Consider the following 24,732-nt stretch of genomic DNA (forward strand, 5'->3'; position numbering starts at 1 on the left):
AAACACTATCCTATTAAGCGGTATAAATACTGACATGATCATTGGTGGCAGGGGCAGAACATTGCCTGAATTTTTGTGAACATCCAGCCTGTTTTGTTCACATCCAGCCGCCATATTATCCTCAGCCAGGTGAAGGTCAGCACATTACAGACTAAAACAACCCCCGCGAGACAGTACAGAACTGGCTCGCAGGGGTTGTAGTTTAATAATAGGAATTAGTTCTGCATTACAAAATCATTGTCGATCTTCGCATTAACATCATCGAACACCCGCAGGATATCGTAACGTGTATTGCGCTGTGCCGGAATCTTGCCGGCTTCGCGGATCAGCTGGGTAATTGACTCGATATTCACCTTGTAAGTGGCACCAGCCGAGGATACAACATTCTCCTCAATCATTGTGCTGCCAAAGTCATTACAGCCGTACTGAAGGGAGAGCTTGCCGACCTCAGGCCCCATCGTTACCCACGATGACTGGAAGTTCTTGATGTTGTCGAGCACCAGCCGGCTGATCGCTACCGTCTTCAGATATTCCTCCGGCGTCTGCCGGTCCAGCTTGAGGTTGGTGTTATCCGGCTGGAACGTCCAGGAGATAAACGCCAGGAAGCCTTCGGAGTCATATTTATTCGCCAGGCATTCATCCTGCGCTTCACGTACCCGCAGAAGATGCAGCGCCCGTTCCTCCATGCTTTCGCCGAGTCCGATTACCATTGTGGCGGTAGTATTCATGCCGATCTTATGCGCTGTCTTCATGACGTTCATCCAGTCCACCCAGGAGCCTTTGAGCCGGCTGATCTTGCGGCGGGTACGGTCATCAAGTATTTCTGCACCACCGCCGGGAAGCGAGTCCAGACCGGCAGCGTGAATCTCGCGCAGCACCTGCTCCAGCGGCAGGCCGGATACCTCGACCATTTTCATAATCTCCGCAGGGGAGAAGGAATGCATCGTGATTTCAGGGAACCGCTGTTTGATCCCCCGGAGAATATCCGTATAGTAGTTGAACGGCAGATTCGGGTTGGTGCCGCCCTGCATCAGAATTTCCGTACCGTTAACAGCAATAGTCTCGGCGATCTTCTGGTAAATGGTTTCGTCTGGCAGCACATAGCCTTCCTCTGATCCTGGTCTGCGGTAGAAGGCGCAGAAACGGCAGTACACATCGCATACGTTGGTATAGTTGATATTGCGTCCAATGACGAATGTTGCCATCGGCTCCGGATGCCAGCGCTTCATGATAACATCTGCAGCTGCGCCCATTTTTTCAATTTCGTTGCTCTCGAACAACCGGATCGTATCTTCCAGCCCGAGGCGTTCGCCTTTCAGCGTCTTATCCAGAATAAGATCTATCGCACTCATCGTTCGCAGCCTCCTTCAAAGTCCATATCTTATGGTTGATTAAATTTTAAAAATAAACATAGATAATCATTCGTCCTTCCATCGTAACACAATCCTGGCGGCTTGAGAAATCTTTTGATCCCGCCCTGCTGAACTCCTGACAGAAAAAAGACGGCGGCGCATCAGCTGCGCTGCCGTCTCCCCTGTATATTTATTCAGCTGTTATAGCCTGCTCCAGTTCGATCCGCGCTGCTTCGAGCGCCTGGCCAAGATCAGCGATTAAATCGTTCACATGCTCAATGCCGACGGAGAAGCGCAGCAGCCGGTCATCTACACCGACAGCATCGCGGATCTCTACCGGAATGTCGGCATGAGTCTGTACAGCCGGATAGGTCATCAGCGATTCGACGCCGCCCAGGCTCTCGGCGAAGGCAATCAGCCGGATATGGCGGAGCAGCGGCTCCACGTACCGGGCATCCTTCACCTTAAAGGAGAAAATCCCGGTGTTGCCGGAGGATTGGCGGTTCTGGATTTCATACCCCGGATGATCCGGCAGCCCCGGATGGAACACCTCAGCCACAGCCGGATGCTCCAGCAGATATCGGGCAATCGCCAAGGCGTTGCTCTCATGCCGTTCCATGCGCAGAGCCAGCGTCTTCATGCCCTTCATCAGCTGATAGCTGTCGTTCGGAGCAAGAACTGCGCCCAGCGAATTGTGCAGAACAGCCATTTCAGCAGACAGCTCGGCTCCTTTGGTCACGATCAGTCCGGCAAGTACATCATTGTGGCCGCCCAAATATTTGGTTGCGCTATGAACGATGATATCCGCACCTAGCTCAAGCGGACGCTGGAAGAACGGGGTAAGCAGCGTATTGTCCACAATGGTCAGCAGCCCGTGTTGGCGGGCCCAGGTACAGACTGCTTCTATATCGGTAATCATCATCAGCGGATTCGTCGGCGTCTCGATGAAGACAGCCTTCGTCTCCGGACGGCGGGCTGCCTCCAGCCCGTCAATATCATTGGTATCCACATAGGAGGCTGTGATTCCGTACTTGGACAAAATCCGTTCCAGAAGACGATAGGTTCCGCCATACAGGTCGAGGGACACGACAAGGTGGTCGCCCTGCCCGAATAAAGCGAATACGGTGGTCAGGGCAGCCATGCCGGAGCTGCAGGCAAAGCCGGCATCGCCGGACTCCAGCTCAGCCGCAGCCGTTTCCAGTACGGAACGGGTCGGGTTTTTGGTACGGATATAATCGAAGCCGGTGCTTTGTCCAAGTCTCGGGTGACGGAATGCCGTTGCATTGTAAATCGGGTAATTAACTGCCCCGGTAGCGGGATCTTCCTGTGAGCCTATTTGTGCAAGTCTGCTTTCAATCCTCAGTTTCTCGTCCATCGTGAGCCTCCTAATGTGGGGTTATTGTACAGTTGCTTCTATATTATTAAATAATAGGGCCAATATCGTAGGGTGTCTCCTGGTATACATAGTAATTGAGCCAATTGGCGAACAATAAGTTGGCATGGGCGCGCCATACGGCCGGCGGTGTACGCTGCGGATCATCCTTAGGATAATAATGTTTCGGCAGCGCAATATCCATCCCCTTGGCAACGTCACGGTCATATTCCCATTTTAGCGAGAACGGGTCATATTCGGAATGTCCGGTAACAAAGATCTGTCTGCCGTCATGTGTCGCTACAAGGTACACTCCGGCTTCCTCCGATTCGGCCAGAATCTGCAGCTCCGGATTGGCTTCGATATCCTCGCGGGATACGTCGGTATGGCGGGAGTGCGGCACATGGAATACCTCGTCAAAGCCGCGCAGCAGTTTAACATTATTATGGCTCAAGGTGTGAGGGAACACTCCAAAGCATTTTTCTTCCAGGCTGACCTTGCGTACACCAAAGTGATGATACAATCCAGCCTGGGCGGCCCAACAGATATGCATGGTCGAAGTAACGTTGTGCTTGCTCCATTCAAAAATCCGTTTCAGCTCTTCCCAGTAATTCACGTCCTCGAACTCCAGCTGCTCTACCGGAGCCCCGGTAACAATCAGACCGTCGAACCGGCGGTGGCTGATTTCATCAAAGGTTGTATAGAAGCTCTTCAAATGCTCCGCTGAAGTATTCTTGGAGGTATGGGAGCTTGGATGAAGCAGGACTACATCGACCTGGAGCGGAGAGTTTCCGATCAGGCGCAGCAGCTGCGTTTCGGTCGTTTCCTTGGTTGGCATCAGATTCAGGATAGCGATCCGCAGCGGACGGATATCCTGATGAAAAGCCTGGCTTTCATCCATTACAAAGATATTTTCTCCGGATAATACTTCTTTGGCCGGTAAACTGTCAGGAATTTTGATTGGCATTGCTGTGTCCACTCCTTAATCGAATTAGTACCTGATCTCAAACTGATTTCCATGCAAAAATGACCCTTCTCGCACGAGAAAGGTCATATAGGTTCAGTCATATGCGCCTCTCTCATCTGCCAGAACCAACGCCGGGGTTAGATCCCCTGCATAGCTTCCGCAAGAATTAGCACCGTGCGTATGTACGCCGGTTGCCGGGTTTCATCGGGCCAGTCCCTCCACCTGCTCTTGATAAGATTTAGCTGTATTCAATTAATTTTCTTAAAATTCACTTTAAATCATGAACCTGCTTTTCGTCAAGTCCATACAATGCTGAAGAGCCCTTGAAATGAAAAGAATTTTGCTTGAAAGAGCCATACCCCGGCGTTATACTAGACAAGTGTTTCAACGGCACAAATGACGAGGAGCAGAGGTGAGAGAAGAATGGACGGCGACCCGGGTACGCAGTTAAGCGTGCAAAGTGAGCAACCACACAGGATTAACATCAGCTTGCCGGCGGCGGGAGCACTACTTCTTCATGCTCTCGAGACGTCATTCTGGCCCGTTCATTGATTGTACTGCCGGCTAAGCTGATTTTTTCCGTGTGCTTTAATTAGCATAACCCTGGAGAAGACCGGGGACATAAGGAGTGAATCAGATGAAAATCCGGCTGGTAAACGCAGGGGTTTTTACCCCGATCGATGACATTGAAGCAACACTGACCGCCCCCGCTGAAGGATTCTACTGGATTGATGCGGATGATGAGGATCTGGAGCAGCTGCAGCCCCTGTTCAATCTGCATGATCTTGCCGTGGAGGACTGCCTCAGCGAAGAGGAGCAGCGGCCAAAGATTGAAATTTATGAGAGCCATTATTTTATAGTAGTGAACAGCATCCGGTTTGATGATGAGGAAATTTTTCTCCGGGCGCTGAATGTATTCCTGGGCAGACATTACATTATTACTGTCACCAAACAGAAGATTCACGAGCTGCGCGTCCTGAAGCCCATTCTGTGGGAGCAGGAGGTCAGCGAGCCTGACCGTTTCCTCTACCATCTGATCGACATCGTTGTAGACAACTACTTCTCTGTCGGCGACCGGATTGAAGCGCGGATTGAGAAGCTTGAGGAAGATATCCTGATGCATACCAAGAAAACGCATCTGAGCGAGATTATCGGTCTGCGCAGTGAAATTCTGTGGCTGAAGAAGATGCTTGGGCCGCAGAAGGAAGTAATCAACACCCTGAACAAAAAGGACCTGCGCCTGATCGACGATCAGCTGCAGAAATATTTCAGCGACATTTATGAGAATGCGGTCAAAATCTCTGAAACCTTCGAGACCTACCGCGACCTGATGGGCAACTTGCGTGAAGCATATCAGTCCAGTATCGCTAACCGTGCTAATGAAATTATGAGAGTGTTTACGGCAATAACTACCATATTCATGCCGCTTACCGTCATTACCGGTATTTACGGGATGAACTTTGACAATATACCCGAGACCCATTCGCAGTACGGCTACTATGGCGTAATTGCCGTAATGGTAACCCTCGGCTGCGGGATGCTTGTTATTTTCCGCAAAAAGGATTGGCTATGAACGTTAACGGACGAATACGCTGAGGCGAAGGCTACCGCTACTGCAAAGTATGGGGAACCTTCGCCTTTTGCATATTCTAATAGCTTACCGCTTCTCCCATGACCTGGGGCTCGCGGGTCCGCCGGAAGCGGATACGGATCAGCCTCAGCCGCTCATAATAGAGATCCAGCCCCTCCGCCGGCGAAAAATCTTCCCCGTACGCCTTATACAGCGCAGGCTTCAAAAAAGTATCGCCCATCAGCTCATAGGCTGTCCAGATCCTGCTCTGCTCCTCCGCCGAGACCTCCTTCAGCTCATTCTCGATCAGCTTCTCAACGGAGTAGCCCTCCTTCTCCAGCTCTTCAACCGCTTCCAGCACTTCACGGCGGCTGATCCCCCCGGCTGCCTGCAGCTGCTCCATACCAAGCCCGTTCTCGATTCCCTGCAGCAGAATCCGCCGCAGCCGCAGACGTTCAAGCTGCTTCTTGTACTTGATCTCCTTCTGCTTGTAAAGCCAGGACGAGAAGCCCTCCTCCTCCACCGCCTCATGCACCCAGCCCAGCGGATAGCTGTGCTCGCGCGGAATCCCGGCCGTAATGCCCAGCCAGTCGCTGCCATGCTGCGCGGCTTTGCCCTCACCGACTCCCGGAATCTGCAGCAGCTCCTCCTCCGTGCGCGGCAGATAAGCGCTAAGCATGCGCAGCAGACGGTTGCTGGCGAGAATATACGGGGCCTTCCGCTCGCTGGACGCTTTGCCCCGCCGCCATGCGCAAAGCTCCTCATAGACGGCCTGATTGCCGTGGTGCTCACTGTAATACTGCAGCTTCAGCTGCTCCCGGTTGCGCCCTGCCAGCGTCTCTTCCTCGTGAAAAGCACCGTCAATCAGCGGGCGGTAGCCGTCCCCCATCTTCACTGCCAGTTCATGCCTGTAGACGCAGAGCATCTCATTCCATGAGCCGCCCTCATACCAGATATGCTCGTCCGTTTCAAGGTTGCCGGAGAAATCACGCCAGCCGATCCGCCAGATCCCCTCCTCCTCCCCGATCCAGAGCTGGGCATATACCTCCTGATCCGCTCCGGACATTCTGGACAACCGGTTCAAAAACACAATCTGCATTGGAATCCCTACTTTCGTTGTCTTACAGCATGCATACAAGTAGAAACGGCTACATCGTCCTAAACAGGACGGTATCCGGTTCTGCGAGAAAGATAAGGATAAACCTATACTTTCTTATCTTTACGCAAAAAAAGCACCTCTCCCACGAACTATCGTGAAAGAGGTGCTTCCTCGTAAACGCTATACTGTTAGAAACTACAATACCATATATTTCCGTACAGTCAATCCCTTTTTGAATCAGGCCCCCGCGAGCGCCAGCTTGGCCAGGCCAAGCGCCCCGGCAAGACCGGCGTTGTCGCCCAGCTGCGGCGGCACGATGTAGCTGCCGATCTCCTGATTCAGTGCAGGGTGCTGGACATATCCGCCGAGCAGCTCCTGCAGCTTGGCATGAATCAGCGGGAACAGCTGGCTCTGCTTCATGACTCCGCCGCCCATAACAATCTTCTGCGGTGACAGCACCAGCACATAGTTCATCAGGGCATGGGCCAGGTAGTGTGCTTCCAACTCCCAAGCCGGATGGTCCGCAACCAGTTCGCCGGCAGGCTTGCCCCAGCGGCTGCCGATAGCCGGCCCCGCAGCCAGGCCCTCCAGGCAATCCCCATGGTAAGGGCAGAATCCGCTGTAGGTATCCTCAGGATGGCGCGGAACCAGAATATGCCCCATCTCCGGATGAGACAGGCCGTGAATCAGCTGACCGCCTATAACCGCACCGGCTCCGATACCTGTACCTACAGTAATATATAGACAGCTATCCAGACCCTGCGCAGCTCCCCAGGTATACTCACCGAGCGCAGCCCCGTTCACATCGGTATCAAAGCCGATCGGCACGTCAAAATGATCTGCAACTGCACCCACCAGATTAAATCCTCCCCAGTGAGGCTTAGGTGTAGTAGTGATATGGCCGTATGTAGGGCTGCCCAATACCGGGTCAATCGGCCCGAATGAGCCGATCCCGATGGCCTCTGCATTCTTTCCGGAAAAGTAGTCCAGCACCAGTCCCATCGTTTCCTGCGGTGTTGTCGTCGGGAAGCTGACCCGGTCGATAACCGACCCGTCCTCATGTCCGATTCCGCATACAAATTTGGTTCCCCCGGCTTCAATAGCTCCAAGCACTCTCATACAGCATTCTCCCTTCTAAAATAAGCGCAGGCCCGCTTCAGGCCCGGTCAATGTATAATCCGCATATCAAAATAAAACGCTCTCTTAGAATGATTATACGTGCCTTGTGTCAGTATGACAAGCGGTTGACATACTCTCGGAAAAATAAACAAGAACAAGTCACTCCTCCGTTACCTCCGAAAAAAGTGACTTGTTCTTATAAGCACCGCATACGGACATGCCAGCCATTTATTGCTGGAATTGAGCGGTTTTCCGCTCTCTGTAGAATCTGCAGGCTGAGACGAAACGCTCTGCCGCCGGGAAATGGGAGGCCAGATGAACATGTGCGTACGCGGCCATGACATTCCCCCGGAGATATCCTTCCGGCCGCTGCCGCCCCGCCCCTTGCTCTCGTAGGCATACAGCCTGTCCTCCTGTTCATCGTAATTCATTACCGAGTAATGGAATTCATGGCCGCGCAGCCGCTCGCCCCGCTTCAGCAGCAGGCTGTCCTGCAGCGCTGTAACCTCACGGTAGCCAAGCGCAGCACGGCGTTCCTGCATTACGGCGTCGGCAGGTATGACCCCGGCCATCCTGTGCACAGCTCCGGCACGGTCTGTAAGCGTCCGGGCCAGCACCATGTAGCCGCCGCATTCCGCATACAGCGGCATGCCGGCTTCAGCCGCTGCAAGCAGACCGCCAATAAAGCCGGTATTGGCGGAAATTTCTGCAGCGAATTCCTCCGGGAAGCCGCCGCCGAGATAGATGCCGTCCGCTTCCGGCGGAATCTGCTCGCCGCGCAGCGGGCTGAACGGGATCAGCCGGGCGCCGGCACGGCCCAGCAGCTCCAGATTGTCGGCATAATAGAAATTAAATGCCGCATCTTTGGCAACGGCGATGACCGGGCCTTGGGCCGGCATAGCCGTACCCGCAGCAGCCGGGACAGACCGCGCTGCCTCCGTTGACCCGGAGGACGCAGACTCGGATGCGTCCGTAGCTTTAACCGCGGGGCAGGGCGCAGCGGTGGCGCAGCCTGCGCGATCTGCAGCAGCTGCTCCAGGTCAACTCCTGCCGCAAGTAAATCAGCGGCATGCCCGAACAGCGCCTCCAGCTCGCCCCGCTCCACAGCGGGCAGCAGGCCCAGATGCCGCTCCGGGATGTCCAGCGCGGCATCACGCATCAGGCCGCCGATAACAGGGATGCCGCAGGCGGCTTCAATCGCCGTCTTTACCGTCAGGTAATGACTCTCGCTTCCGCAGCGGTTCACAATAACCGCAGCAATCCGCACCTGTGGCTCCAGCTGCCGGAAGCCGAGCACAACGGCGGCCGCGCTGCGGCCCATGCTGCGCACATCCACGACCAGCACCACGGGGCTGTCTGTAATGATGGCAAGTTCTGCGGTGGAGCCCGTCAGCCCGTCCGGCTCTTTGCCGTCATACAACCCCATAACGCCCTCAATAACTGATACTTCTGCATCTCCGGAGGAACCCGCAAAGTACTGCAGAAGATATGCGTGTGAGGTCATCCAGGAGTCGAGGTTACGGGCAGGGCGTCCGGTTACAGCGGCGTGATAGGCAGGATCAATATAATCGGGGCCGCATTTGAAGCCCTGGACCTTCAGTCCGCGCCGGGCAAACGCCCTCATCAGCCCCAGCGTCACAATCGTCTTGCCGGAGCCGCTGCCGGTGCCGGCGATGATCACACGCGGGCGGTATTGCGGAAGCGAACGCTCACTCTTTCGGAATGGAGCCCCTTCATTCATTTCCGGTCTCCTCCCTGTCTCCGCCGAAAGATACTCTGGCAACAGCAATAGTTACATTGCCGCTCTTTTTTTTGGCCAGCAGCAGCTCGCCGCCGCCTGAGGCCAGCAGGGCAGCCGGTTCACAGACGCCATAGGCTCCGGTTGCCTTGAATACAACGGCAGAAGGCTGCTTAAGCGGCACCGTATTCAGCTGCTCCGGTGAAAATAGGCCAAGCTCCCAGCCGAATTTGCGGCAGAGCTCCAGCAGTCCGGCCTCATCGCCCTTAATCGTTATGGTCGCGGCACCCCGGATGCTTAGCGGAGACAGCCGCAGCTCGGCCAGCGTCTCCATAACGACAGCCTCCAGCTCAGCCGCCGCAGTCCCGCGGTTGCAGCCCAGCCCAAGCACCAGGCTGCGGGGCCGGTACACTGCAGCCGGCAGTCCGCGGAGCGCTGCAGCTTCAGCCTCATCCAGCAGCCGGTCGGTGATGACAACCGCCGCACGGTAAGGCTGCTGCTGCAGCTCAGCCGTGCTGCCGCAGAGCCGGACATGCTCCGGCAGTACGGCTCCCGTAGGCAGCCAGCCGGTTTCGCCGGCTTCCTGCAGCACGGCTACCGGTTCGCCGTTGACCAGCGCGGCGCTGACGCCTTTCATCGGGGCAAAGCTCTCTGCCTGCCAGCCGAATTCCCGGCCCAGCAGATCCGCAGCAAAAATGCCCTGCACATCGGAGGCAGTCGTAATGACCGGGCGGCTCTCCAGCAGCCGCGCTATGTGCAGAGTCAGCCTGTTCGCTCCGCCCAGATGGCCGGACAGCACGCTGATGACATGCTCCCCGCTCTCGTCGATCACAATGACGGCGGGATCATGCCGTTTGTCCTCCAGCAGCGGGGCCATCAGCCGGACGGCGGCTCCGAGAGAGAAGAACAGAATAACAGCCTCATACCCGCGGAATAATCCGGGCAGCAGCTCCTTGACCGGCCCGTCGAAAATCCGCCGTTCCCCCGGAATTTCCCCCAGCTCCCCGCTGTATTTGGCATAGCAGTACACCTCGGTATCCGCCAGCAGTCCGCCCAGCTTCAGAGCCAGCCTGATTCCGTTGCGGGTAATGGCTACAGCAGCAATCTTACTAGCCATTCTGGCCGCTCCCCTGCCGGAAGCCGTGGGTAAAGGAACGGTCATAGAGCTTCGAGCGGTGGGCATCGCGGTTCACCAGCTCCGGGTCCAGGGCCCGGCCGGCCAGGATCATCGCATGCATGGTAATGCCTGCCTCCTGCAGATCCCGTTCCAGATGCTGCACGGTCGTCCGCACAATCTGCTGGTCCGGCCATGTAGCTCTCTTAACGACGGCTACCGGGGTATCGGGGCTCCAGCCGGCAGCAAGAAATTCAGCGGCGGCCTGCCCGGCAAGCGCTGCGCTCAGAAACAGCGCCACCGTGCAGTGGTGAGCGGCCAGGGCACGCAGCTGCTCAAGCTCAGGCACCGGGGTGCGCCCTCCGGCGCGGGTCAGAATGACCGTCTGGGTCAGCTCCGGTACGGTCAGCTCGGCACCGAGCGCCGCTGCCGAAGCAAATACGGAGCTGACGCCGGGAATGATCTCACAGCTGACACCGCACAGCTTCAGCAGCGACATCTGTTCAAGGATGGCCCCGTACATGGACGGATCGCCGGTATGCACGCGCGCCACACTCCGGCCTTCCTTGACTGTACGGGCCATCAGCTCCACCTGCTGCTCCAGATCGAGCCCCGAGCTCTGCACAACCTGCGCACCGGGCTTCGCACTGCGGACCAGCTCCTCGCTGACCAGCGAATCGGCGTAGAGCACCAGATCGGCCGAGCGCAGAATCCGGCTGCCTTTGACCGTAATCAGCTCCGGATCGCCCGGCCCTGCACCGACAATGTACACCTTTGGCTCAAGCCGCAGTCCGCTCATTTGCTCACCACCATCAGGCTCAGATACTCCAGCTCCCGGCCGCGCAGCTCGCGGGCATCCCGCCATACCGTCTCATACGGGGAGGTCACTTTGGTCACCACGGAGGCCTTTCCACCCAGACCCAGCTCGTCCAGCACATCAAGCACGGTATCCAGCACCTTGGCCACCTTCAGAAATACAACTGTGTCATGGTGCAGCAGCGCTTCCTTCAGCGCCTCCCGGTCCCCGGTTGCGGGGATAATGCCTACCCGCTGGTCGCCGTCGGCAAGGGGCTGTTCGAGGGCGGCGGCGGCGCCAAGCACCGAGGAAATTCCCGGTACTGACACTACCGCCACGCCGGGATGGAGCTCCTGCATCAGCCGGGCCAGATGGATAAAGGTGCTGTACAGATTCGGGTCGCCCTCCGTCACAAAAGCCACATCATTCCCGAGCCGCAGCTCATTCCAGCACAGCTCAACCGTCCAGCGCCAGCCGTTCGCCAGCTGTACCGGGTCCTTGGTCATCGGAAAGACAAGGCCGAGCATCGTCTTCTGTTCAGCATCCACATACATGTCCACGATTTCATGGGCGTAGGACTTGCCGCCTTTGCGGGCCTCGGGGTAAGCAATAACCGGACATTCCCTGAGCAGCCGGCAGGCCTTTACTGTAATCAGCTCCGGGTCACCCGGACCGACACCAACCCCATACAGTGTACCTATGGCAAACAGGGCGGGTTCCTCCTCAGGTAGCAGCTCTTCCTTCAAGCTCATCTATGTATCCTCCTTATAGTGTTAATTGTGATCCTCAATGTAGGTGGCAGTGGCACTGACTACGAAAACAGGGTTCATCCCCTCGAACCGGGTCATGCCGAGAATCGGCCTGCCCCGTGATGCCTGCAGCTGCGTAACCTCTGTTCCCAGCCCAGCCGCCGCCAGCGCCGTCAGGCTTCCGTGCAGCGTCTCCACCGTAATCGCCGCGATGACGATGACTCCCCCCGGCCGCAGCCGCTTAGCGGCAAAGGCAATAATAGCTGCAAGTTCGCCGCCGCTGCCCCCGATGAACACTGCATCCGGGTCAGGAAGCTGCTCCAGCCCCTCCGGAGCCCTACTGTGAACAATGGTGTAATCAGCGCGGAACTTGCGGCGGTTGGCCTCCATATTCGGCAGGTTCACCGCATCTTTTTCCACAGCATATACTCTGCCAAGCCGGGCCATCCGCGCACACTCCGCAGCAACCGCCCCCGAACCGGAGCCGATGTCCCATACTACCGCATTCTCTGCCAGATTCAGCTCGGAGAGTACCAGTGCGCGGACCTCGCGCTTGGTGATCAGCCCTTTTTCCGGCTTGCGCTGGGCAAAGGCCTCATCCCGATATGCAAAGCCGCGCCTGCTGCTCTCTGTGCTTCCCGGCTTTCTGCGCAGAATAACTACATTGAGTGCAGCAAACTCATGCCGGGCCATGGCCTCAAGCTCCCAGAAGCCGCAGCACTCCTCGGGACCGCCCAGCCGTTCGCAGACAAAGGTTTCATACTCCAGCATCCCGAATTCCAGCAGGTAAGCGGCAATTCGTGCGGGAGTGTTAACCCCGTCCGTGAGCAGCGCCAGCTTCGCTCTCCCGTCGATCCGCTGGGCCAGTCCCGCTATAGGACGGCCGTGCAGGCTGACCAGCTCCGCATCCTGCCAGCTGTCACCCAGCCGGGCAAAGGCAAGCTGCACGCTGCTGTAATGGGGGATGACCTCCACCTGCTGCGGGCCGAACCGGCGTACCAGATAGCCGGCAATCCCGAAAAACAGCGGATCGCCCGAAGCCAGCACAACGGCCCGGCGCTCCCTGTATATACTCTCCAGCTGTCCGGCAAAGGCCTCCAGACCGCCCTGCAGGACAAGCTTTTGCCCGCTGTACCGCGGGAAGAATGACAGCTGCCGCTCCCCGCCGCAGAGCACCTCACTTTCTTCAATTCTGCGCAGGCTCTGCGCGGTCAGCCCTCCGGCGCCGTCTTCGCCGATGCCTATGACATAAATAACGTTATCCACGAATTTCCGCCCTCCCCAGCACCCGGCCCTTCATCGTAATCAGCACCATTTCCACTGTCATTCCCCCGTCCGTCTGTCTGATACAATGCGTACAGCCGTTACGGCACAGCAGCTCAAAAAAGGCACCGTTCCCCGACTCCGTCATCAGATCGACTACCTGTGAAGCGGTGTTGGCGGCGGCAACCTGCTGCACCAGCTGCGCATCGGCCCCCGCCTCAGCGGCAACAGCCGAGAGAAAGCCGAAATCCACCGGCGCATTCTTCGAATGGATCAGCATCGCCCCTTGCGCAACCTTGGAATATTTGCCGGCCATGCCGACAAGCGTAACCTTCCTGAATCCGTAGGCCTTGGCATGGCGAGCGAGAAACCCACATATTCCCCCATCTGGACAAAAGCCTCCTCCGGAAGCTCCGGGAACATCGCCATCGCGTATTTTTCACTGCTGCCGCCGGTGGTCAGAACCAGCCGGCTGTTCCCTGCAGCAGCGGCAACCGAAATCGCCTGGACGATACTTGCCTGGTATGCCTCGGTCGAGAACGGGGTGACCACACCCCGGGTACCGAGGATGGAGATGCCGCCCAGAATGCCAAGCCGCGGATTGAGTGTCTTCAGCGCTATGGCTTCACCTTCCGGCACACTGATGACAACCCGCAGCCCGCGTGCCGCGCCATGCTCTTCAAGCACCTCCGAGACAGCCTCGCGGATCATCCGCCGCGGCACCGGATTAATGGCGGCTTCGCCTACGGCTACCGGCAGCCCCGGCTTGGTTACCCGACCGACTCCGCGTCCGCCGTCAATCTCCACACCGGGATGGTCAAGCCAGCTGACCGCCGCTTCAATCCTGGCCCGGTGCGTGGCATCCGGGTCATCCCCGGCATCCTTTACGGTTGCACAGACTGCAGTCTCCTCACCGCCGAGCTCCCAGCCAGTCAATTCGAAGGTGTGGCTGAAGCCGGCCGGCAGGTACAGCTCAACACTTGCCAGCTCCTCGCCTGTTATGAGCAGGTGTGCTGCTCCCTTGGCTGCTGCGGCTGCACAGGCGCCCGTGGTGTACCCCCGCCGCATTGCCGGCGGACTTCCGGCGGATTCCTTATTCCCGGTCATGGCCGCTCATGAGCGGCATCCGTTTCAGCCCGGCGGACCGCCAGCAGGCTCAGCGCGTTGACGGCAGCAACCACGACAGTGCTGCCGCCCTTGCGTCCGATGTTCGTAATATATGGAATTTCCAGCCTGCGCAGCTCGTCCTTCGATTCAGCGGCAGACACGAAGCCGACCGGCATGCCGATAACCAGCCCCGGCCGGGCTTCGCCTGCTTTGATCAGACGGATCAGCTCCAGTAGTGCGGTAGGCGCATTGCCGATGACGTAGATGCCGCCTGGAGCCTCCGCACAGGCCTTGCGCGTCGCTACAATAGCTCTGGTAAGCCCCTGTTCCCTGGCTGCTTCAATCACCTCCGGGTCGGAGATATGGACACGGACCTCCCCGCCGTAGCGCTGTAAACGCTCTTTGGCTATGCCAGCCTCCACCATCCGCACATCGGCGATAACCGGCTTTCCCGCGAGAATTGCCTGAATCCCTGCTTCCACTGCCTGCGGATGGAACACCAGACTCCGTCCCAGCTCGAAATCAGCCGAAGCATGGATGATCCGCTGCACGACCGGATACTGCTCAGCACTGAAATCATGGCTGCCCAGCTCCTCAGTAATCATCTGAAAGCTAAACTGTTCAATCTCCTGTGGCTGAACGGTCAGCGGTTTAAACTCTGTTCCGAAATCCATGATCAACCCTCCCTTTTCTCTGCTTCCTCACTCTTCCTGCCGCAGTCCGCTGCCAGCTCAGCCCCGACCGCCTCCGCCAGCTCTGCAAAGGAATCAAAAACTCCCCCGTTACCGGTACAATGAAGCTGCGGACGTACGATCAGTATGACGTACAGCCCCATATCAAGCGCTGCCTGCAGCTTTTCCTCAACCGAGCCCTCCACGCCGCTCTCCTTGGTGATCATCACCTGTGTGCCATAGTGGCGGAACAGCGCTTCATTCATCTCCCGTGAAAAAGGCCCCTGCAGCGCAATCACATTACGCTGTTCAATTCCCAGCCTGCTGCACTTTTCCATATTCTCCAGGCAGGGCAGCAGCCTGACCGTCAGGCGGATCTCCGGATCACCCAGCAGCTGCTCTGCAAAAATCTCCAGCGTCTTGCCCCCGGTTGTCAGCATAACAGAGCCCTTGATCCTCTTAGCGGCAAGGGCCGCCTCCTCATAGGAATGCACCTTAATCAGGCGAGGATGCTTGCCAAAAGCCAGACCCGGGCGCTCATAGCGGAAGTACGGCAATCCGAGTGCTGCAGCTGCCTGCATCGCATTGGCATGGGCCTCAAGCGCAAAAGGATGACTGGCGTCTACAACGGCCCGATAACCCTCCTGCTGCAAAAGAGCAGTCATTCCCTCCCGGTCCAGCCTGCCGGTTCTGGTGCTGACCCCGGCTTCCTCAAGTCGTTCCGCGGCACTCGCAGTAACGACCGAAGCCATCAGCGGCAGGCCGCGGCCCATCAGGAATACCGCCAGCGCCCGTGCATCTCCCGTCCCGCAGAGCATCAATATCATCGCGGCTACAGCTCCCCGGCACTGCCTGCCGCGGCTGTCTCCGCTGCTGCAGTTCCGGACTCCTGCCTGCCGCCAGTTGCCTGGACGGCAGATTGAACCGGCTGACGGTCATGCTGATGGTCAGGCTCATGGCGGTGATGCTCTTGACTGTCCCCATGATGGCCCTCATGCCCGTGATGATGCCCGTCATGATGTCCATGCCCATGATGATGCCCGTGGTGATGGCCATGGTCATGTCCATCATGATGGTGATGATGGCGATGGGCTGCGGCTTCAGTGCGGTATTTGCAGGTGTCGCAGTTGGCAAAAGCCCGGCCGCCCAGCGTCTCTTCGATCCGCTCCTTCAGCATTTCTGACATCAGCGGGTGGCTGCCAATGCTGCTGCCCAGCTCCACCCTGATCTCCGGATGAGCGGCCGCAAAGGCAGTGACCCGCTCGGTAAACTGCTGCATGAGCACACCGGTGAACAGCAGGTACGGCAGCACGATTATTTTTCGTGCACCGAGCGCCAGACAGCGCTCCAGCCCTTCATCAAGGGATGGACCCGCAATCGCAATAAAGCAGCTCTCTACACTCTTGTATGCCGTTCTTTCCCACAGCAGCCTGGACAGCTTGTAGAAGTCACTGTTGGCGTCCGGATCACTTCCCCCGCGGCCCATCATAAGCACTACAGTATCTCCGGCCGGAACCGGATCGTCCTGCATCTCTGCCTGCCCCTGTACTGCAGCAGCCTCCGCGATCCGGTCCAGCAGAATATCCACCGCCCGCTCCTGCACCCCGACCGGCCGCCCGTACACAAATTCCACTCCGGGATATTTCTTTCTGGCCTCGTCGATGGCCATCGGGATATCCAGCTTGGAATGCCCGGCGGCAAACAGAATAACAGGCACCAGATATACGGTTGTTGCCCCTCCGGTTACACAGCGTTCAATTCCTCCGGCAACCGAAGGCGCTGCCAGCTCAATAAAACAGGTTTCTATGTTCAGCTCCGGCATGCCGGCAGCAAGTCCGGCAGTGAAGCTCCGCAATTCCTCATTGCCCTCTTCCACCCGGCTTCCGTGGCCTACAAGCAGTATTGTTTTTTTATTCATGCTGTTCTCCTCTTTGCTGCGGGCGGTGCTGCCCGTTTGTTCAGTAATCCCTGCTCCGGACATGTTCCCGGATTTGTCCGCAAAAAAGGCGTGAAACTTCTCGCCCGGCCGGCGTGTTCCCGGTATTGTCCGACAACCTCAGCCACAGCGGCGACGGCTTCATCCTCACTCATGCCTGAGCGGACCCGTGATCCGGCATGAGCCCCCCGCCCGGTTTTCTTGCCTCCAAGGTACAGCTCATAGCTGCCCCGGGTATACACAACGCCGATATCCTCCAGCACAGCCGAGCTGCAGGCCATGCCGCAGCCCGCAACACTGATGTGCAGCTCCCGGGGAACCGTCTGGCCGTGCAGCAGCTTGTGCAGGCGGACCGCCGTTTCCCGGCCCTGGTCTTTCCGGAGCTCGCAGAAGTCGCAGGACATTACCCTGACCGTATCTCCGGGCAGGTTCACATGCAGTCCGGCTGCCGACAGCCGGGCAGCCAGCTCCGCCTGCTCAGCCCGGCTGCTGTGCAGCAGGAAATGTCCGTCCCGCGAGTACACGAGCTGGCCGTCATCGCCGGCAGCTCCTCAGCAGCCGCATCTGGGCACCGCTGTATCTCCGGCTGCCAAGCTCCGGAGATACCACAAGGCCGGCTGGCGCAAGCACCGCCTGCTCTTTCCCTGCATCTGCCGGAGCGCCGCCGCCCGGCAGACTGCCTGCCGCTGCCAGAGCTCAGGCCGGCAGCCAGCGACCACGCTCCGCCGCCGGCCGGAGCCGTTCATGGGGCTTCAGCGCCTGCGCGTCGGCGCCAAGATTGTACTTGCGCTCGTAACCGCGCGGCGTAACCATCAGGCCTTCGTAGACTGCGGTCGACGAGTTGCCGACAATAACCGTGGAGAGCATGCCGATTTCCTGCAGGGGCATCTCCTCCAGTGTGGTTATAATGACCTCCTGCCGCTCCCTGTAGGCATTCCTGACGATGCCGACCGGCGTGGAAGGAGCGCGGTGACGGAGCAGAATGCTGCGCGCTTCCTCAATCTGCCGGGTCCGCCGGCCGCTGCGGGGATTATAGAAGGCGATGACAAAATCCGCCGCTGCCGCCGCCTCAACACGCGCCGCGATGCTGTCCCACGGTGTAAGATGGTCACTCAGGCTGATCGTACAGGAATCATGCATAACAGGCGCCCCCAGAAGTGAAGCGCAGGACTGGATGGCCGAGATTCCCGGAATGACCTCGACTTCAACTCCGATTGAAGGGCTCCAGCCCCGCTCCATCAGCACCTCATAGACCAGTCCGGCCATTCCGTATACACCGGCATCCCCGCTGGAAATAACAGCAATCGTCTGGCCTGCCTCGGCCCGGCGCACCGCTTCCCGGGCCCGGCTGACCTCCTCGGTCATACCGGTGCCGACAATTTCCTGATGCTTCAGCAGCGGTCTGATCAGCTCCACATAGGTGTTATAGCCGATCACAGCCTCGCTCTCCTCAATAGCCGCCAGCGCACGCCCGGTAATCTGCTCCAGGGCGCCGGGGCCAAAGCCGATAATAAGCAGCTTGCCTTGCTTCTCCATTCCTGTCTCCCCCGTTCTAATGTAGATCTGTTATACTCCGCTTCCGGCACTGCCGAGCAGCTGCTGCAGGGCGGCCTTGAAATCTCCCGCCGTCCGGGGAGCAGGGTATACCGCCGTCAGACTTCCTGGCAGGCTGTACCACAGCTCTGCCAGCAGCGGCAGACCGAGCCCGGCTTGCTGCAGCGCAGCGTGACCGCCAAATATCTCCCCGGCCGTCCCCTCCGCCAGACAGCTTCCGCGGTCCAGCACAATAATCCAGTCCGCCCAGCGGTAAGCCAGGTTCATATCGTGTGTTGCCATTACAACTGTCGTTCCCGCCGCATGGATGTTCTCCAGACCGGAGAGCAGCTGCGCTTCAGACATTGGATCCAGATAGGCTGTCGGCTCATCGAGCAGAATCAGCTCCGGTTCCATTGCCAGCACACCTGCAAGTGCGGTCCTCTTTTTCTGGCCCAGGCTGAGCTGATGGACCGGCTTGTCCTTGAATTCCTCCAGCTTCAGCAGTTCAATCACTTCACTGCAGCGCCGGCGGATCTCCCTCTCATCCATCCCGGTACCCCGCAGCCCGAATGAAATATCATCCTGCGGGGTACTCAGGATCAGCTGCTGCTCGGGGTCCTGGAACACCAGACCCGCAGTGCGCCGCAGCCTCCCCAGCTCCTTGCGTGAATAGACGAGCGGTCTGCCCGAGACTGTGATACAGCCCTGCTGCGGACGCAGCACGCCTACGGCATGCAGGAACAGCGTAGATTTGCCTGAGCCGTTATGGCCAAGCACTGCCGTTCTGCTGCCCTGCGGAACCTTAAAGCTCAGCTCCTTCAGGGCCGGCTCTGCCGTGTCCGGATAACGGAACACGACACCGTCAAAAGACAGACTGTATTCCATTTCTGTTGTAAGCTCCTTAATTCCGGGCCTATCCCGGCTGAATGATTTCCCTGTGCGGAATCCTCCGGGCCTCTCAGCCCTCCGCCTGCGCGCCGTCTTCTAATGACTTACAATCCACCACTGCGCCAGCAGCAGCAACACTATGCCAGCATAGGCCTGCAAAGAATATTTAAGCGGTACCGGCCTCGGTACATAAGGGGGCAGCATGATCTCCCCGGTAAATCCGCGGGCTGTCATCCCCTGCAACAGCCCGTAATAACGGCTCATCGTACCGGCAAACAATGCTCCTGCCATGTCAGCAGTCACACCCAGCCTGGCCCGGAAGCCCCTTTTTCCGCCGCGCAGTGTCCGTGCCAGCAGCATGCCCTGTGCCGTGTCCCCGAGTATGAACAGAAAACGGTACATAATCAGCATCAGCTCCAGCACAATCTGCGGCATCCGCAGCCTGCGGAGCACCTGGAGAAGCTCATGGAACGGCGTTGTAAAAACAAGGAACAGGAAACAGCTCATGCAGGCGGCCACCCTCGCCAGCAGCAGTCCGGCACGCTGCAGACCGTCTGCCGTAATGTATAGCGGCAGATCAGGAAGCTGATACAGCCCCGCCGCCTGGCCGCCTGCAGGATGCCCGAATTCCAGCAGCAGCGCCGGCATGCTCATAACGCAGAACAGCAGCGCCGTACCGGACAACAGCCCGTAGATACGGAGCGGAATTCGGGCATAGACTGTACACCATACCATCATCCAGACCGTAATCACGGCCTGCAGTACCGGATGAAGCGTGCAGGCAAGGACGAACATCAGTGCAGTGAACAGGCTTTTCCACATGGGGGACAGCAGGCGCAATGCGTTCATGGATACACAGGCATCAATTTTTCTGATCATTCAGCTTCTGCCGGTCCTGCCTGCCTCTCAGCAGTCCTATGGTGTACCCGATCACTCCGGCTCCGATTGCCGCCTGCAGCGCAAACAGCATGCTTTCCGTTTCACCCGGCAGCTCCGTCAGCGGTTCAAACCAGGGCTTATAGTCCGGGGCAATCTCGGTGATTATTCCCTCCGCGGCATCATCGGCTCCACCGAACTCCCCGTTCACAAACAGCAGCGGAAGCACGACCAGAAGGACGACCGCAAGCAGCATCAGTCCGTTTTTCCATATGCTTTTCATTACAGGCTTCCCCCTTTGGTTTGCCGCTTGAGCAGCGACAGCTCATTCGGACTGTATGACTTAAGCCAGTTCCACAGCAGCACGGTCAGCAGCCCTTCACTTACCGCCAGCGGAATCTGGGTTACAGCAAAAATCCCGCCGAATTTCATAAGTGAGCCAAGCACTCCGCCATCCGCCGCCGGGAAAGCAACAGCCAGCTGGAACGATGTCACCAGATAGGTCATCAGATCCGTAACGGCTGCGGCGCAGAATACGGCCAGCTTTTCACGGTTGCCGGATTTCATGATTAGCCTGTACACGGCATAACCGGCAAACGGTCCGGCCACCGCCATCGAAAAAGCATTTGCCCCAAGTGTCGTTATGCCGCCATGCGCCAGCAATAGTGCCTGGAACAGCAGCACCACCGAGCCGATGACACTCATTGGCAGCGGCCCCAGCATGATTGCGCCGAGGCCTGTCCCGGTCGGATGGGAGCTGCTGCCGGTGACGGAGGGCATTTTGAGCGCTGACAGCACAAAGGTGAATGCTCCGGACAAGCCGAGCAGCAGCTTCAGCTCCGGGTTATCCCTGGTCATTTGGTTCAATCTGACAATGCCCAGCACAAAAAACGGAATAAACACCGCCCACCAGAAGACAGCCCAGCCTACAGGTAAAAACCCCTCCATGATGTGCATTGCTGCCGCCGTTCCCGGTTCATTCATCAAAAAATAGACGGTAAATCCCGCGATCAGCGCTGCAAAACGCCAAATTCCGCTTTTCCCCATACCTTTTCCCCTTCCAATATCACTGTTTTGTACAGTTGCAGACTAAAAACTCCCGCCCTTTGAGAGGCGGAAGTATATGTACGTCATCAGGTATGCAAAAAGAGAGCCCTCTGCCTGCAGCAGTGCCGGACGTCCTCAATTCCTGAACCTATTCGTACACCGCTCCTATCCGCGTAGAGTCGTGGTGTGCGCTTACAAGGTAGGTCTCCTGGCTCGAAATCATAACGCCCTGCCCCGTCTTCCCCGGTACTTGCCCGAGTGACATGCTGGAGCCTGGCTCTTTCTTACAGTGGCGGGACCGCTCGGGAGTTGCACCCGATTCCCTGTTACCCCTTGCTCCGGCAAGGGCACCTTGTTCGCTTGCTATTTTATCGAGTACATTATATTAGTCTGCGGATAAGCTTGTCTGTGATAAAAGTGAACCGGAAGCTTTCTTTGATTTGGCTTGTGTAAAATCCCCTTAACTAATATAATTATTAATTAATTAACATGTAACGGAGGTTCACCATGAAACTTGATCTTACCGAAGACTCCCTGCCGGTCTATGAAGCCTTATCCAGTGCAGTACGCCTGCACATGCTCCGGCTGCTTGCGGTACAGCCGATGAACGTCAAGGAGCTGGCCGGTGCAGTGAATCTCAGCAGTGCCATCATGACGATGCATGTGCGCAAGCTGGAGGCGGCCGGTCTGATTACTACCCATATGGCTCCCGGAAAAAGCGGTCTGCAGAAGATTTGCTCCCTTGCAGCCGAGCGGGCCGAAATTCTCTTCCCGGCCCCGGACAAAACAGAGCGCAAAGCCCACCGCAAGGAGATTCCTGTCGGGCATTACTCCGACTTCCAGATTGAACCTACCTGTGGTCTTGCCACCACCACACAGGTAATTGGCAGCTTCGACGATCCGCGCTACTTCTGGGATATGGAGCGGATGAATGCCGGCATTCTCTGGTTCGGTAAAGGCTTTGTCGAATACAAAATTCCCAATTTCCTGTTATCCAGCCAGCAGCCGGAGGAGCTTGTGATCACAATGGAAATCGCCTCCGAGGCACCGTCGATCAACAATAACTGGCCTTCGGATATCACCTTTACCCTGAACGGCACCGTACTCGGCTTCTGGACGAGCCCGGGCGACTACGGCGACAGCCGCGGCAAGTATACCCCCTCCTGGTGGCCTGCGCTTACCAACCAGTACGGGCTGCTGAAGCAGCTGCGCATAACGCCGAAGGGAACCTTCATGGACGGCCTCAAGCTATCGGATATTACGCTCGATCAAGTCGGCATCCGCGACAAGCAATGGACCTTCCGCCTCTCTGTTGAGGAGGATGCCGAGCATATCGGCGGACTCACCCTGTTCGGCAAAGGCTTCGGCAACTACAACGACGATCTGGTCGTTGAGCTGTTCTATACCGATGGCGCACCTCTTGCTGAACCTGCCGGTTAACATCACCGGTAAGCAATACATTACAGCGGTATCTGTCCGCTGCGCCCCGGCTGCAGCGGGACCTCTGCAACAATACAACACAAAAAAAGCGGCAGCCGCGGACGTATCTCCTCGTCCATGACTGCCGCTGCTTTGCATTATGCGGACTGCCGCCTTCATATTAAGTGCCTGAAGCGCCCATGGCAGCTTATTCCCCCGCAGGCGCGGGCATAGGCTGCCACAGCCCGCCCCCCGGCAGGGGGCAGCCGCGCGCCTTCAGGCGGGCAACGACCGGAATGATGCAGCCGCAGGCTGTACAGGTCACGCCGTCCTGCAGCTTGGGACATGCTGTGCAGATCGCGTAACGGGCGGCATATACCTCCTCCGGGGCGGTGTTATCCGGATTAAACATGGAGGACGCCAGAATCCGGGCAATCTGCGCCTCCGTAACCTTGTATTCTTCCCGGCAGCCCTTGCAGGCAGAAGCTGTGCTCATCCTAAGATCACCTTCTTCAGGCTCTCGGCTTAATGGCCAGTACGGTCACCGACATCGGAGCCAGCTCCACGCTGATTATGCCGTCTTCCAGGCTGAAGGCCGTGAACGGCTGCGGAGCCACCGCTTCCGGATCACTGAAGGTATTATGCGCATCAATAGAGGCTCCGGCCAGCGTTGTGCCGGTAATTTCAACCTCCTGGCCGGCAAGTCCGCGCAGCTCCAGCGGCAGCTTGGCTGCTGCTGCATGATTCAGGTTGCACAGGCTCACATGAATCACTCCCTCTGCGTTGACAGAAGCGGATGCAGACACTTCCGGAATTTCGCTGCCCTCGAAGCTGTATACTCCGCTCTCCAGAGCCAGATCCAGCAGCTGCGCATCCTGATGCACCTTGTACATGTTGAATACATGGTACGTAGGGGTCAGGATCATTTTATCGCCTTCGGTAAGAATGACAGCCTGCAGCACGTTTATCGTCTGGGCAATGTTCGCCATCCGCACCCGGTCGCTGTGCTTGTGGAAAATATTCAGGGTCAGCCCGGCAACCAGCGCATCGCGGATCGAGTTCTGCTGATACAGGAAGCCCGGATTCGTGCCCGGCTCCACATCATACCAGGTTCCCCATTCATCGACGATCAGGCCGACACGCTTCTCCGGATCATACTTATCCATAATAACGCTGTGGCGGGTAACCAGCTCATCCATGCGAAGCGCCGCTTTCAGAGTGGAGAACCACTCCTTGGCCTCAAACCCGGTAGCCGCCCCCTTGTTGTTCCATTCACCCGTCGGGATTGTGTAATAGTGCAAAGTCAGCGAATCCATGAACCGGGTTGCTTCACGCATGAGCACTTCCGTCCAGTTGTAGTCATCTACATTCGCGCCGCATGCGATCCGGTGGATCTTGTTGTCACCGTAGTTGCGCACATAAGTCTGGTAACGGCGGTACAGATCGGCATAATACTCAGGACGCATGTTGCCGCCGCAGCCCCAGTTCTCATTCCCCACGCCAAAATAGGATACGCTCCAAGGCTCCTCATGGCCGTTCTCCTTGCGCAGCTCCGCCATCGGGGACACGCCGTTAAATGTCAGGTACTCCACCCATTCGGACATTTCCTGAACGGTGCCGCTGCCCACGTTGCCGTTGATGTACGGCTCACACTCCAGCATGGTGCACAGCTCCATAAATTCATGGGTACCAAAATGGTTGTTCTCCACTGTGCCGCCCCAGTGTGTATTAATCATCCGTTTGCGGCCTTCGCGCGGACCGATGCCGTCCTTCCAGTGGTACTCGTCGGCAAAACAGCCGCCCGGCCAGCGTAGCACCGGAATTTTGATTTCCTTAAGCGCTTCCACAACATCGTTGCGGATACCCTTCGTATTGGGAATCGGCGAATCCTCTCCCACCCAGATCCCTTCATAAATGCAGCGTCCCAGATGTTCGGAGAAATGCCCGTAAATATTGCGGTTGATCGTCCCTTTGCGGATGTCTGCATTCAGTACTGCACGCTGAGCCATAAAAAAATGCCACCTCTCATTAGTTAATATAAATATTAATTATTAAACTTATATATTAATATTATAAGCACTGCCAGTTCCTTCCGTCAATCTTTAAATCAAGG

General features: G+C 57.5%; 21 protein-coding genes, 3 pseudogenes and 2 riboswitches. Of the genes and pseudogenes, 2 read left to right on the forward strand and 22 right to left on the reverse strand.

The genetic code is table 11. The annotated features are described in order from the left end of the window. Positions 1–215: 215 nt before the first annotated feature. From mqnC to metA, 3 genes are all read right to left on the reverse strand, one after another. The gene (gene mqnC, locus AWJ19_RS29955) at positions 216–1,352 is read right to left on the reverse strand and encodes a cyclic dehypoxanthinyl futalosine synthase (protein ID WP_068728972.1); all 1,137 of its coding nucleotides are present in this window, start codon (positions 1,350–1,352) and stop codon (positions 216–218) included. A 190-nt stretch (positions 1,353–1,542) separates the two neighbouring features. Continuing rightward, positions 1,543–2,727, reverse strand: a complete 1,185-nt coding sequence (locus tag AWJ19_RS29960) for an aminotransferase class I/II-fold pyridoxal phosphate-dependent enzyme (protein ID WP_068728974.1) — start codon at positions 2,725–2,727, stop codon at positions 1,543–1,545. A gap of 46 nt (positions 2,728–2,773) precedes the next feature. Continuing rightward, the gene (gene metA / locus AWJ19_RS29965) at positions 2,774–3,691 is read right to left on the reverse strand and encodes a homoserine O-succinyltransferase (RefSeq protein WP_068728976.1); all 918 of its coding nucleotides are present in this window, start codon (positions 3,689–3,691) and stop codon (positions 2,774–2,776) included. A gap of 109 nt (positions 3,692–3,800) precedes the next feature. After that, positions 3,801–3,929: riboswitch (SAM riboswitch) on the reverse strand. A gap of 399 nt (positions 3,930–4,328) precedes the next feature. Here metA and corA point away from each other — a divergent pair. Then, the gene (gene corA / locus AWJ19_RS29970; protein WP_068728979.1) at positions 4,329–5,264 is read left to right on the forward strand and encodes a magnesium/cobalt transporter CorA; all 936 of its coding nucleotides are present in this window, start codon (positions 4,329–4,331) and stop codon (positions 5,262–5,264) included. Between the two features lie 76 nt (positions 5,265–5,340). Here the strand turns inward: corA and AWJ19_RS29975 are convergent, their stop codons facing one another. The 17 genes and pseudogenes from AWJ19_RS29975 to AWJ19_RS30055 form a co-directional block, all read right to left on the reverse strand. After that, entirely contained in the window at positions 5,341–6,360 is a 1,020-nt protein-coding gene (locus AWJ19_RS29975) for an HRDC domain-containing protein (protein WP_068728981.1), read from the reverse strand. A gap of 237 nt (positions 6,361–6,597) precedes the next feature. Beyond that, positions 6,598–7,479 carry an ROK family protein gene (locus AWJ19_RS29980; protein ID WP_068728983.1) on the reverse strand — a complete coding sequence of 294 codons (882 nt, stop codon included), beginning with the start codon at positions 7,477–7,479 and terminating at the stop codon, positions 6,598–6,600. A 228-nt stretch (positions 7,480–7,707) separates the two neighbouring features. Continuing rightward, a pseudogene (locus tag AWJ19_RS29985) lies at positions 7,708–9,220 on the reverse strand (cobyrinate a,c-diamide synthase). Beyond that, the gene (locus AWJ19_RS29990; protein WP_068728985.1) at positions 9,213–10,334 is read right to left on the reverse strand and encodes a cobalamin biosynthesis protein; all 1,122 of its coding nucleotides are present in this window, start codon (positions 10,332–10,334) and stop codon (positions 9,213–9,215) included. Before AWJ19_RS29990 ends, AWJ19_RS29985 begins: the two are co-directional and overlap by 8 nt. Next, a complete protein-coding gene (cobM, locus tag AWJ19_RS29995; RefSeq protein ID WP_068729191.1) occupies positions 10,327–11,121 on the reverse strand; it encodes a precorrin-4 C(11)-methyltransferase in 795 nt (264 codons plus the stop codon). Before cobM ends, AWJ19_RS29990 begins: the two co-directional genes overlap by 8 nt. 5 nt (positions 11,122–11,126) lie before the next feature. Continuing rightward, positions 11,127–11,879, reverse strand: coding sequence for a precorrin-2 C(20)-methyltransferase (gene cobI / locus AWJ19_RS30000; RefSeq protein WP_068728987.1), 753 nt, complete (start codon positions 11,877–11,879; stop codon positions 11,127–11,129). A gap of 21 nt (positions 11,880–11,900) precedes the next feature. Then, positions 11,901–13,142 (reverse strand): bifunctional cobalt-precorrin-7 (C(5))-methyltransferase/cobalt-precorrin-6B (C(15))-methyltransferase, encoded by a 1,242-nt coding sequence (locus tag AWJ19_RS30005; RefSeq protein ID WP_068728988.1) that lies wholly within the window; start codon positions 13,140–13,142, stop codon positions 11,901–11,903. Beyond that, a pseudogene (locus tag AWJ19_RS30010) lies at positions 13,135–14,207 on the reverse strand (cobalt-precorrin-5B (C(1))-methyltransferase). The gene AWJ19_RS30005 and the pseudogene AWJ19_RS30010 overlap by 8 nt, the downstream one beginning before the upstream one ends. Before the next feature lie 35 nt (positions 14,208–14,242). Continuing rightward, entirely contained in the window at positions 14,243–14,920 is a 678-nt protein-coding gene (locus AWJ19_RS30015) for a precorrin-8X methylmutase (RefSeq protein WP_068728990.1), read from the reverse strand. Positions 14,921–14,922: 2 nt separating this feature from the next. Further along, the gene (gene cobK, locus AWJ19_RS30020) at positions 14,923–15,744 is read right to left on the reverse strand and encodes a precorrin-6A reductase (RefSeq protein ID WP_082708204.1); all 822 of its coding nucleotides are present in this window, start codon (positions 15,742–15,744) and stop codon (positions 14,923–14,925) included. 5 nt (positions 15,745–15,749) lie between these two features. After that, positions 15,750–16,835 carry a sirohydrochlorin chelatase gene (locus tag AWJ19_RS30025; RefSeq protein ID WP_068728993.1) on the reverse strand — a complete coding sequence of 362 codons (1,086 nt, stop codon included), beginning with the start codon at positions 16,833–16,835 and terminating at the stop codon, positions 15,750–15,752. Then, positions 16,832–17,377: a hypothetical protein gene (locus AWJ19_RS37790; protein WP_068728995.1), complete on the reverse strand. Its 546-nt coding sequence runs from the start codon at positions 17,375–17,377 to the stop codon at positions 16,832–16,834. Before AWJ19_RS37790 ends, AWJ19_RS30025 begins: the two co-directional genes overlap by 4 nt. A 196-nt stretch (positions 17,378–17,573) precedes the next feature. Continuing rightward, positions 17,574–18,389: pseudogene (gene cobJ, locus AWJ19_RS37795) on the reverse strand (precorrin-3B C(17)-methyltransferase); the annotation flags it as partial. A gap of 30 nt (positions 18,390–18,419) precedes the next feature. Next, on the reverse strand, positions 18,420–19,274 hold the full coding sequence (locus AWJ19_RS30040; protein ID WP_068728999.1) for an ABC transporter ATP-binding protein: 855 nt from the start codon (positions 19,272–19,274) through the stop codon (positions 18,420–18,422). A gap of 99 nt (positions 19,275–19,373) precedes the next feature. Then, positions 19,374–20,156: a cobalt ECF transporter T component CbiQ gene (cbiQ, locus tag AWJ19_RS30045; RefSeq protein WP_068729001.1), complete on the reverse strand. Its 783-nt coding sequence runs from the start codon at positions 20,154–20,156 to the stop codon at positions 19,374–19,376. After that, positions 20,140–20,436, reverse strand: a complete 297-nt coding sequence (locus AWJ19_RS30050; RefSeq protein WP_068729003.1) for an energy-coupling factor ABC transporter substrate-binding protein — start codon at positions 20,434–20,436, stop codon at positions 20,140–20,142. Before AWJ19_RS30050 ends, cbiQ begins: the two co-directional genes overlap by 17 nt. Continuing rightward, positions 20,436–21,200, reverse strand: coding sequence for an energy-coupling factor ABC transporter permease (locus AWJ19_RS30055; protein ID WP_068729006.1), 765 nt, complete (start codon positions 21,198–21,200; stop codon positions 20,436–20,438). Before AWJ19_RS30055 ends, AWJ19_RS30050 begins: the two co-directional genes overlap by 1 nt. Positions 21,201–21,380: 180 nt before the next feature. Next, positions 21,381–21,570: riboswitch (cobalamin riboswitch) on the reverse strand. Positions 21,571–21,707: 137 nt separating this feature from the next. Here AWJ19_RS30055 and AWJ19_RS30060 point away from each other — a divergent pair. After that, on the forward strand, positions 21,708–22,640 hold the full coding sequence (locus AWJ19_RS30060) for a MarR family transcriptional regulator (protein WP_068729008.1): 933 nt from the start codon (positions 21,708–21,710) through the stop codon (positions 22,638–22,640). Positions 22,641–22,827: 187 nt separating this feature from the next. Here the strand turns inward: AWJ19_RS30060 and AWJ19_RS30065 are convergent, their stop codons facing one another. Both AWJ19_RS30065 and AWJ19_RS30070 read right to left on the reverse strand, forming a co-directional pair. Next, positions 22,828–23,115 carry a DUF6171 family protein gene (locus AWJ19_RS30065; RefSeq protein WP_068729010.1) on the reverse strand — a complete coding sequence of 96 codons (288 nt, stop codon included), beginning with the start codon at positions 23,113–23,115 and terminating at the stop codon, positions 22,828–22,830. A 16-nt stretch (positions 23,116–23,131) separates the two neighbouring features. Then, entirely contained in the window at positions 23,132–24,628 is a 1,497-nt protein-coding gene (locus tag AWJ19_RS30070) for an alpha-N-arabinofuranosidase (RefSeq protein WP_068729012.1), read from the reverse strand. Positions 24,629–24,732 lie beyond the last annotated feature (104 nt).

This window comes from Paenibacillus sp. DMB5 (assembly GCF_001517085.1).
Classification (GTDB): Bacteria; Bacillota; Bacilli; order Paenibacillales; family Paenibacillaceae; genus Paenibacillus_AQ.

What these genes read in the sequence shown, in the direction of transcription:
- mqnC (WP_068728972.1), bottom strand. Translation starts at nt 1,352, where the DNA reads ATGAGTGCGATAGATCTTATTCTGGATAAGACGCTGAAAGGCGAACGC.
- AWJ19_RS29960 (WP_068728974.1), bottom strand. Translation starts at nt 2,727, where the DNA reads ATGGACGAGAAACTGAGGATTGAAAGCAGACTTGCACAAATAGGCTCA.
- metA (WP_068728976.1), bottom strand. Translation starts at nt 3,691, where the DNA reads ATGCCAATCAAAATTCCTGACAGTTTACCGGCCAAAGAAGTATTATCC.
- corA (WP_068728979.1), top strand. Translation starts at nt 4,329, where the DNA reads ATGAAAATCCGGCTGGTAAACGCAGGGGTTTTTACCCCGATCGATGAC.
- AWJ19_RS29975 (WP_068728981.1), bottom strand. Translation starts at nt 6,360, where the DNA reads ATGCAGATTGTGTTTTTGAACCGGTTGTCCAGAATGTCCGGAGCGGAT.
- AWJ19_RS29980 (WP_068728983.1), bottom strand. Translation starts at nt 7,479, where the DNA reads ATGAGAGTGCTTGGAGCTATTGAAGCCGGGGGAACCAAATTTGTATGC.
- AWJ19_RS29990 (WP_068728985.1), bottom strand. Translation starts at nt 10,334, where the DNA reads ATGGCTAGTAAGATTGCTGCTGTAGCCATTACCCGCAACGGAATCAGG.
- cobI (WP_068728987.1), bottom strand. Translation starts at nt 11,879, where the DNA reads ATGAGCTTGAAGGAAGAGCTGCTACCTGAGGAGGAACCCGCCCTGTTT.
- AWJ19_RS30015 (WP_068728990.1), bottom strand. Translation starts at nt 14,920, where the DNA reads ATGGATTTCGGAACAGAGTTTAAACCGCTGACCGTTCAGCCACAGGAG.
- cobK (WP_082708204.1), bottom strand. Translation starts at nt 15,744, where the DNA reads ATGATATTGATGCTCTGCGGGACGGGAGATGCACGGGCGCTGGCGGTA.
- AWJ19_RS30025 (WP_068728993.1), bottom strand. Translation starts at nt 16,835, where the DNA reads ATGAATAAAAAAACAATACTGCTTGTAGGCCACGGAAGCCGGGTGGAA.
- AWJ19_RS30040 (WP_068728999.1), bottom strand. Translation starts at nt 19,274, where the DNA reads ATGGAATACAGTCTGTCTTTTGACGGTGTCGTGTTCCGTTATCCGGAC.
- cbiQ (WP_068729001.1), bottom strand. Translation starts at nt 20,156, where the DNA reads ATGATCAGAAAAATTGATGCCTGTGTATCCATGAACGCATTGCGCCTG.
- AWJ19_RS30050 (WP_068729003.1), bottom strand. Translation starts at nt 20,436, where the DNA reads ATGAAAAGCATATGGAAAAACGGACTGATGCTGCTTGCGGTCGTCCTT.
- AWJ19_RS30055 (WP_068729006.1), bottom strand. Translation starts at nt 21,200, where the DNA reads ATGGGGAAAAGCGGAATTTGGCGTTTTGCAGCGCTGATCGCGGGATTT.
- AWJ19_RS30060 (WP_068729008.1), top strand. Translation starts at nt 21,708, where the DNA reads ATGAAACTTGATCTTACCGAAGACTCCCTGCCGGTCTATGAAGCCTTA.
- AWJ19_RS30065 (WP_068729010.1), bottom strand. Translation starts at nt 23,115, where the DNA reads ATGAGCACAGCTTCTGCCTGCAAGGGCTGCCGGGAAGAATACAAGGTT.
- AWJ19_RS30070 (WP_068729012.1), bottom strand. Translation starts at nt 24,628, where the DNA reads ATGGCTCAGCGTGCAGTACTGAATGCAGACATCCGCAAAGGGACGATC.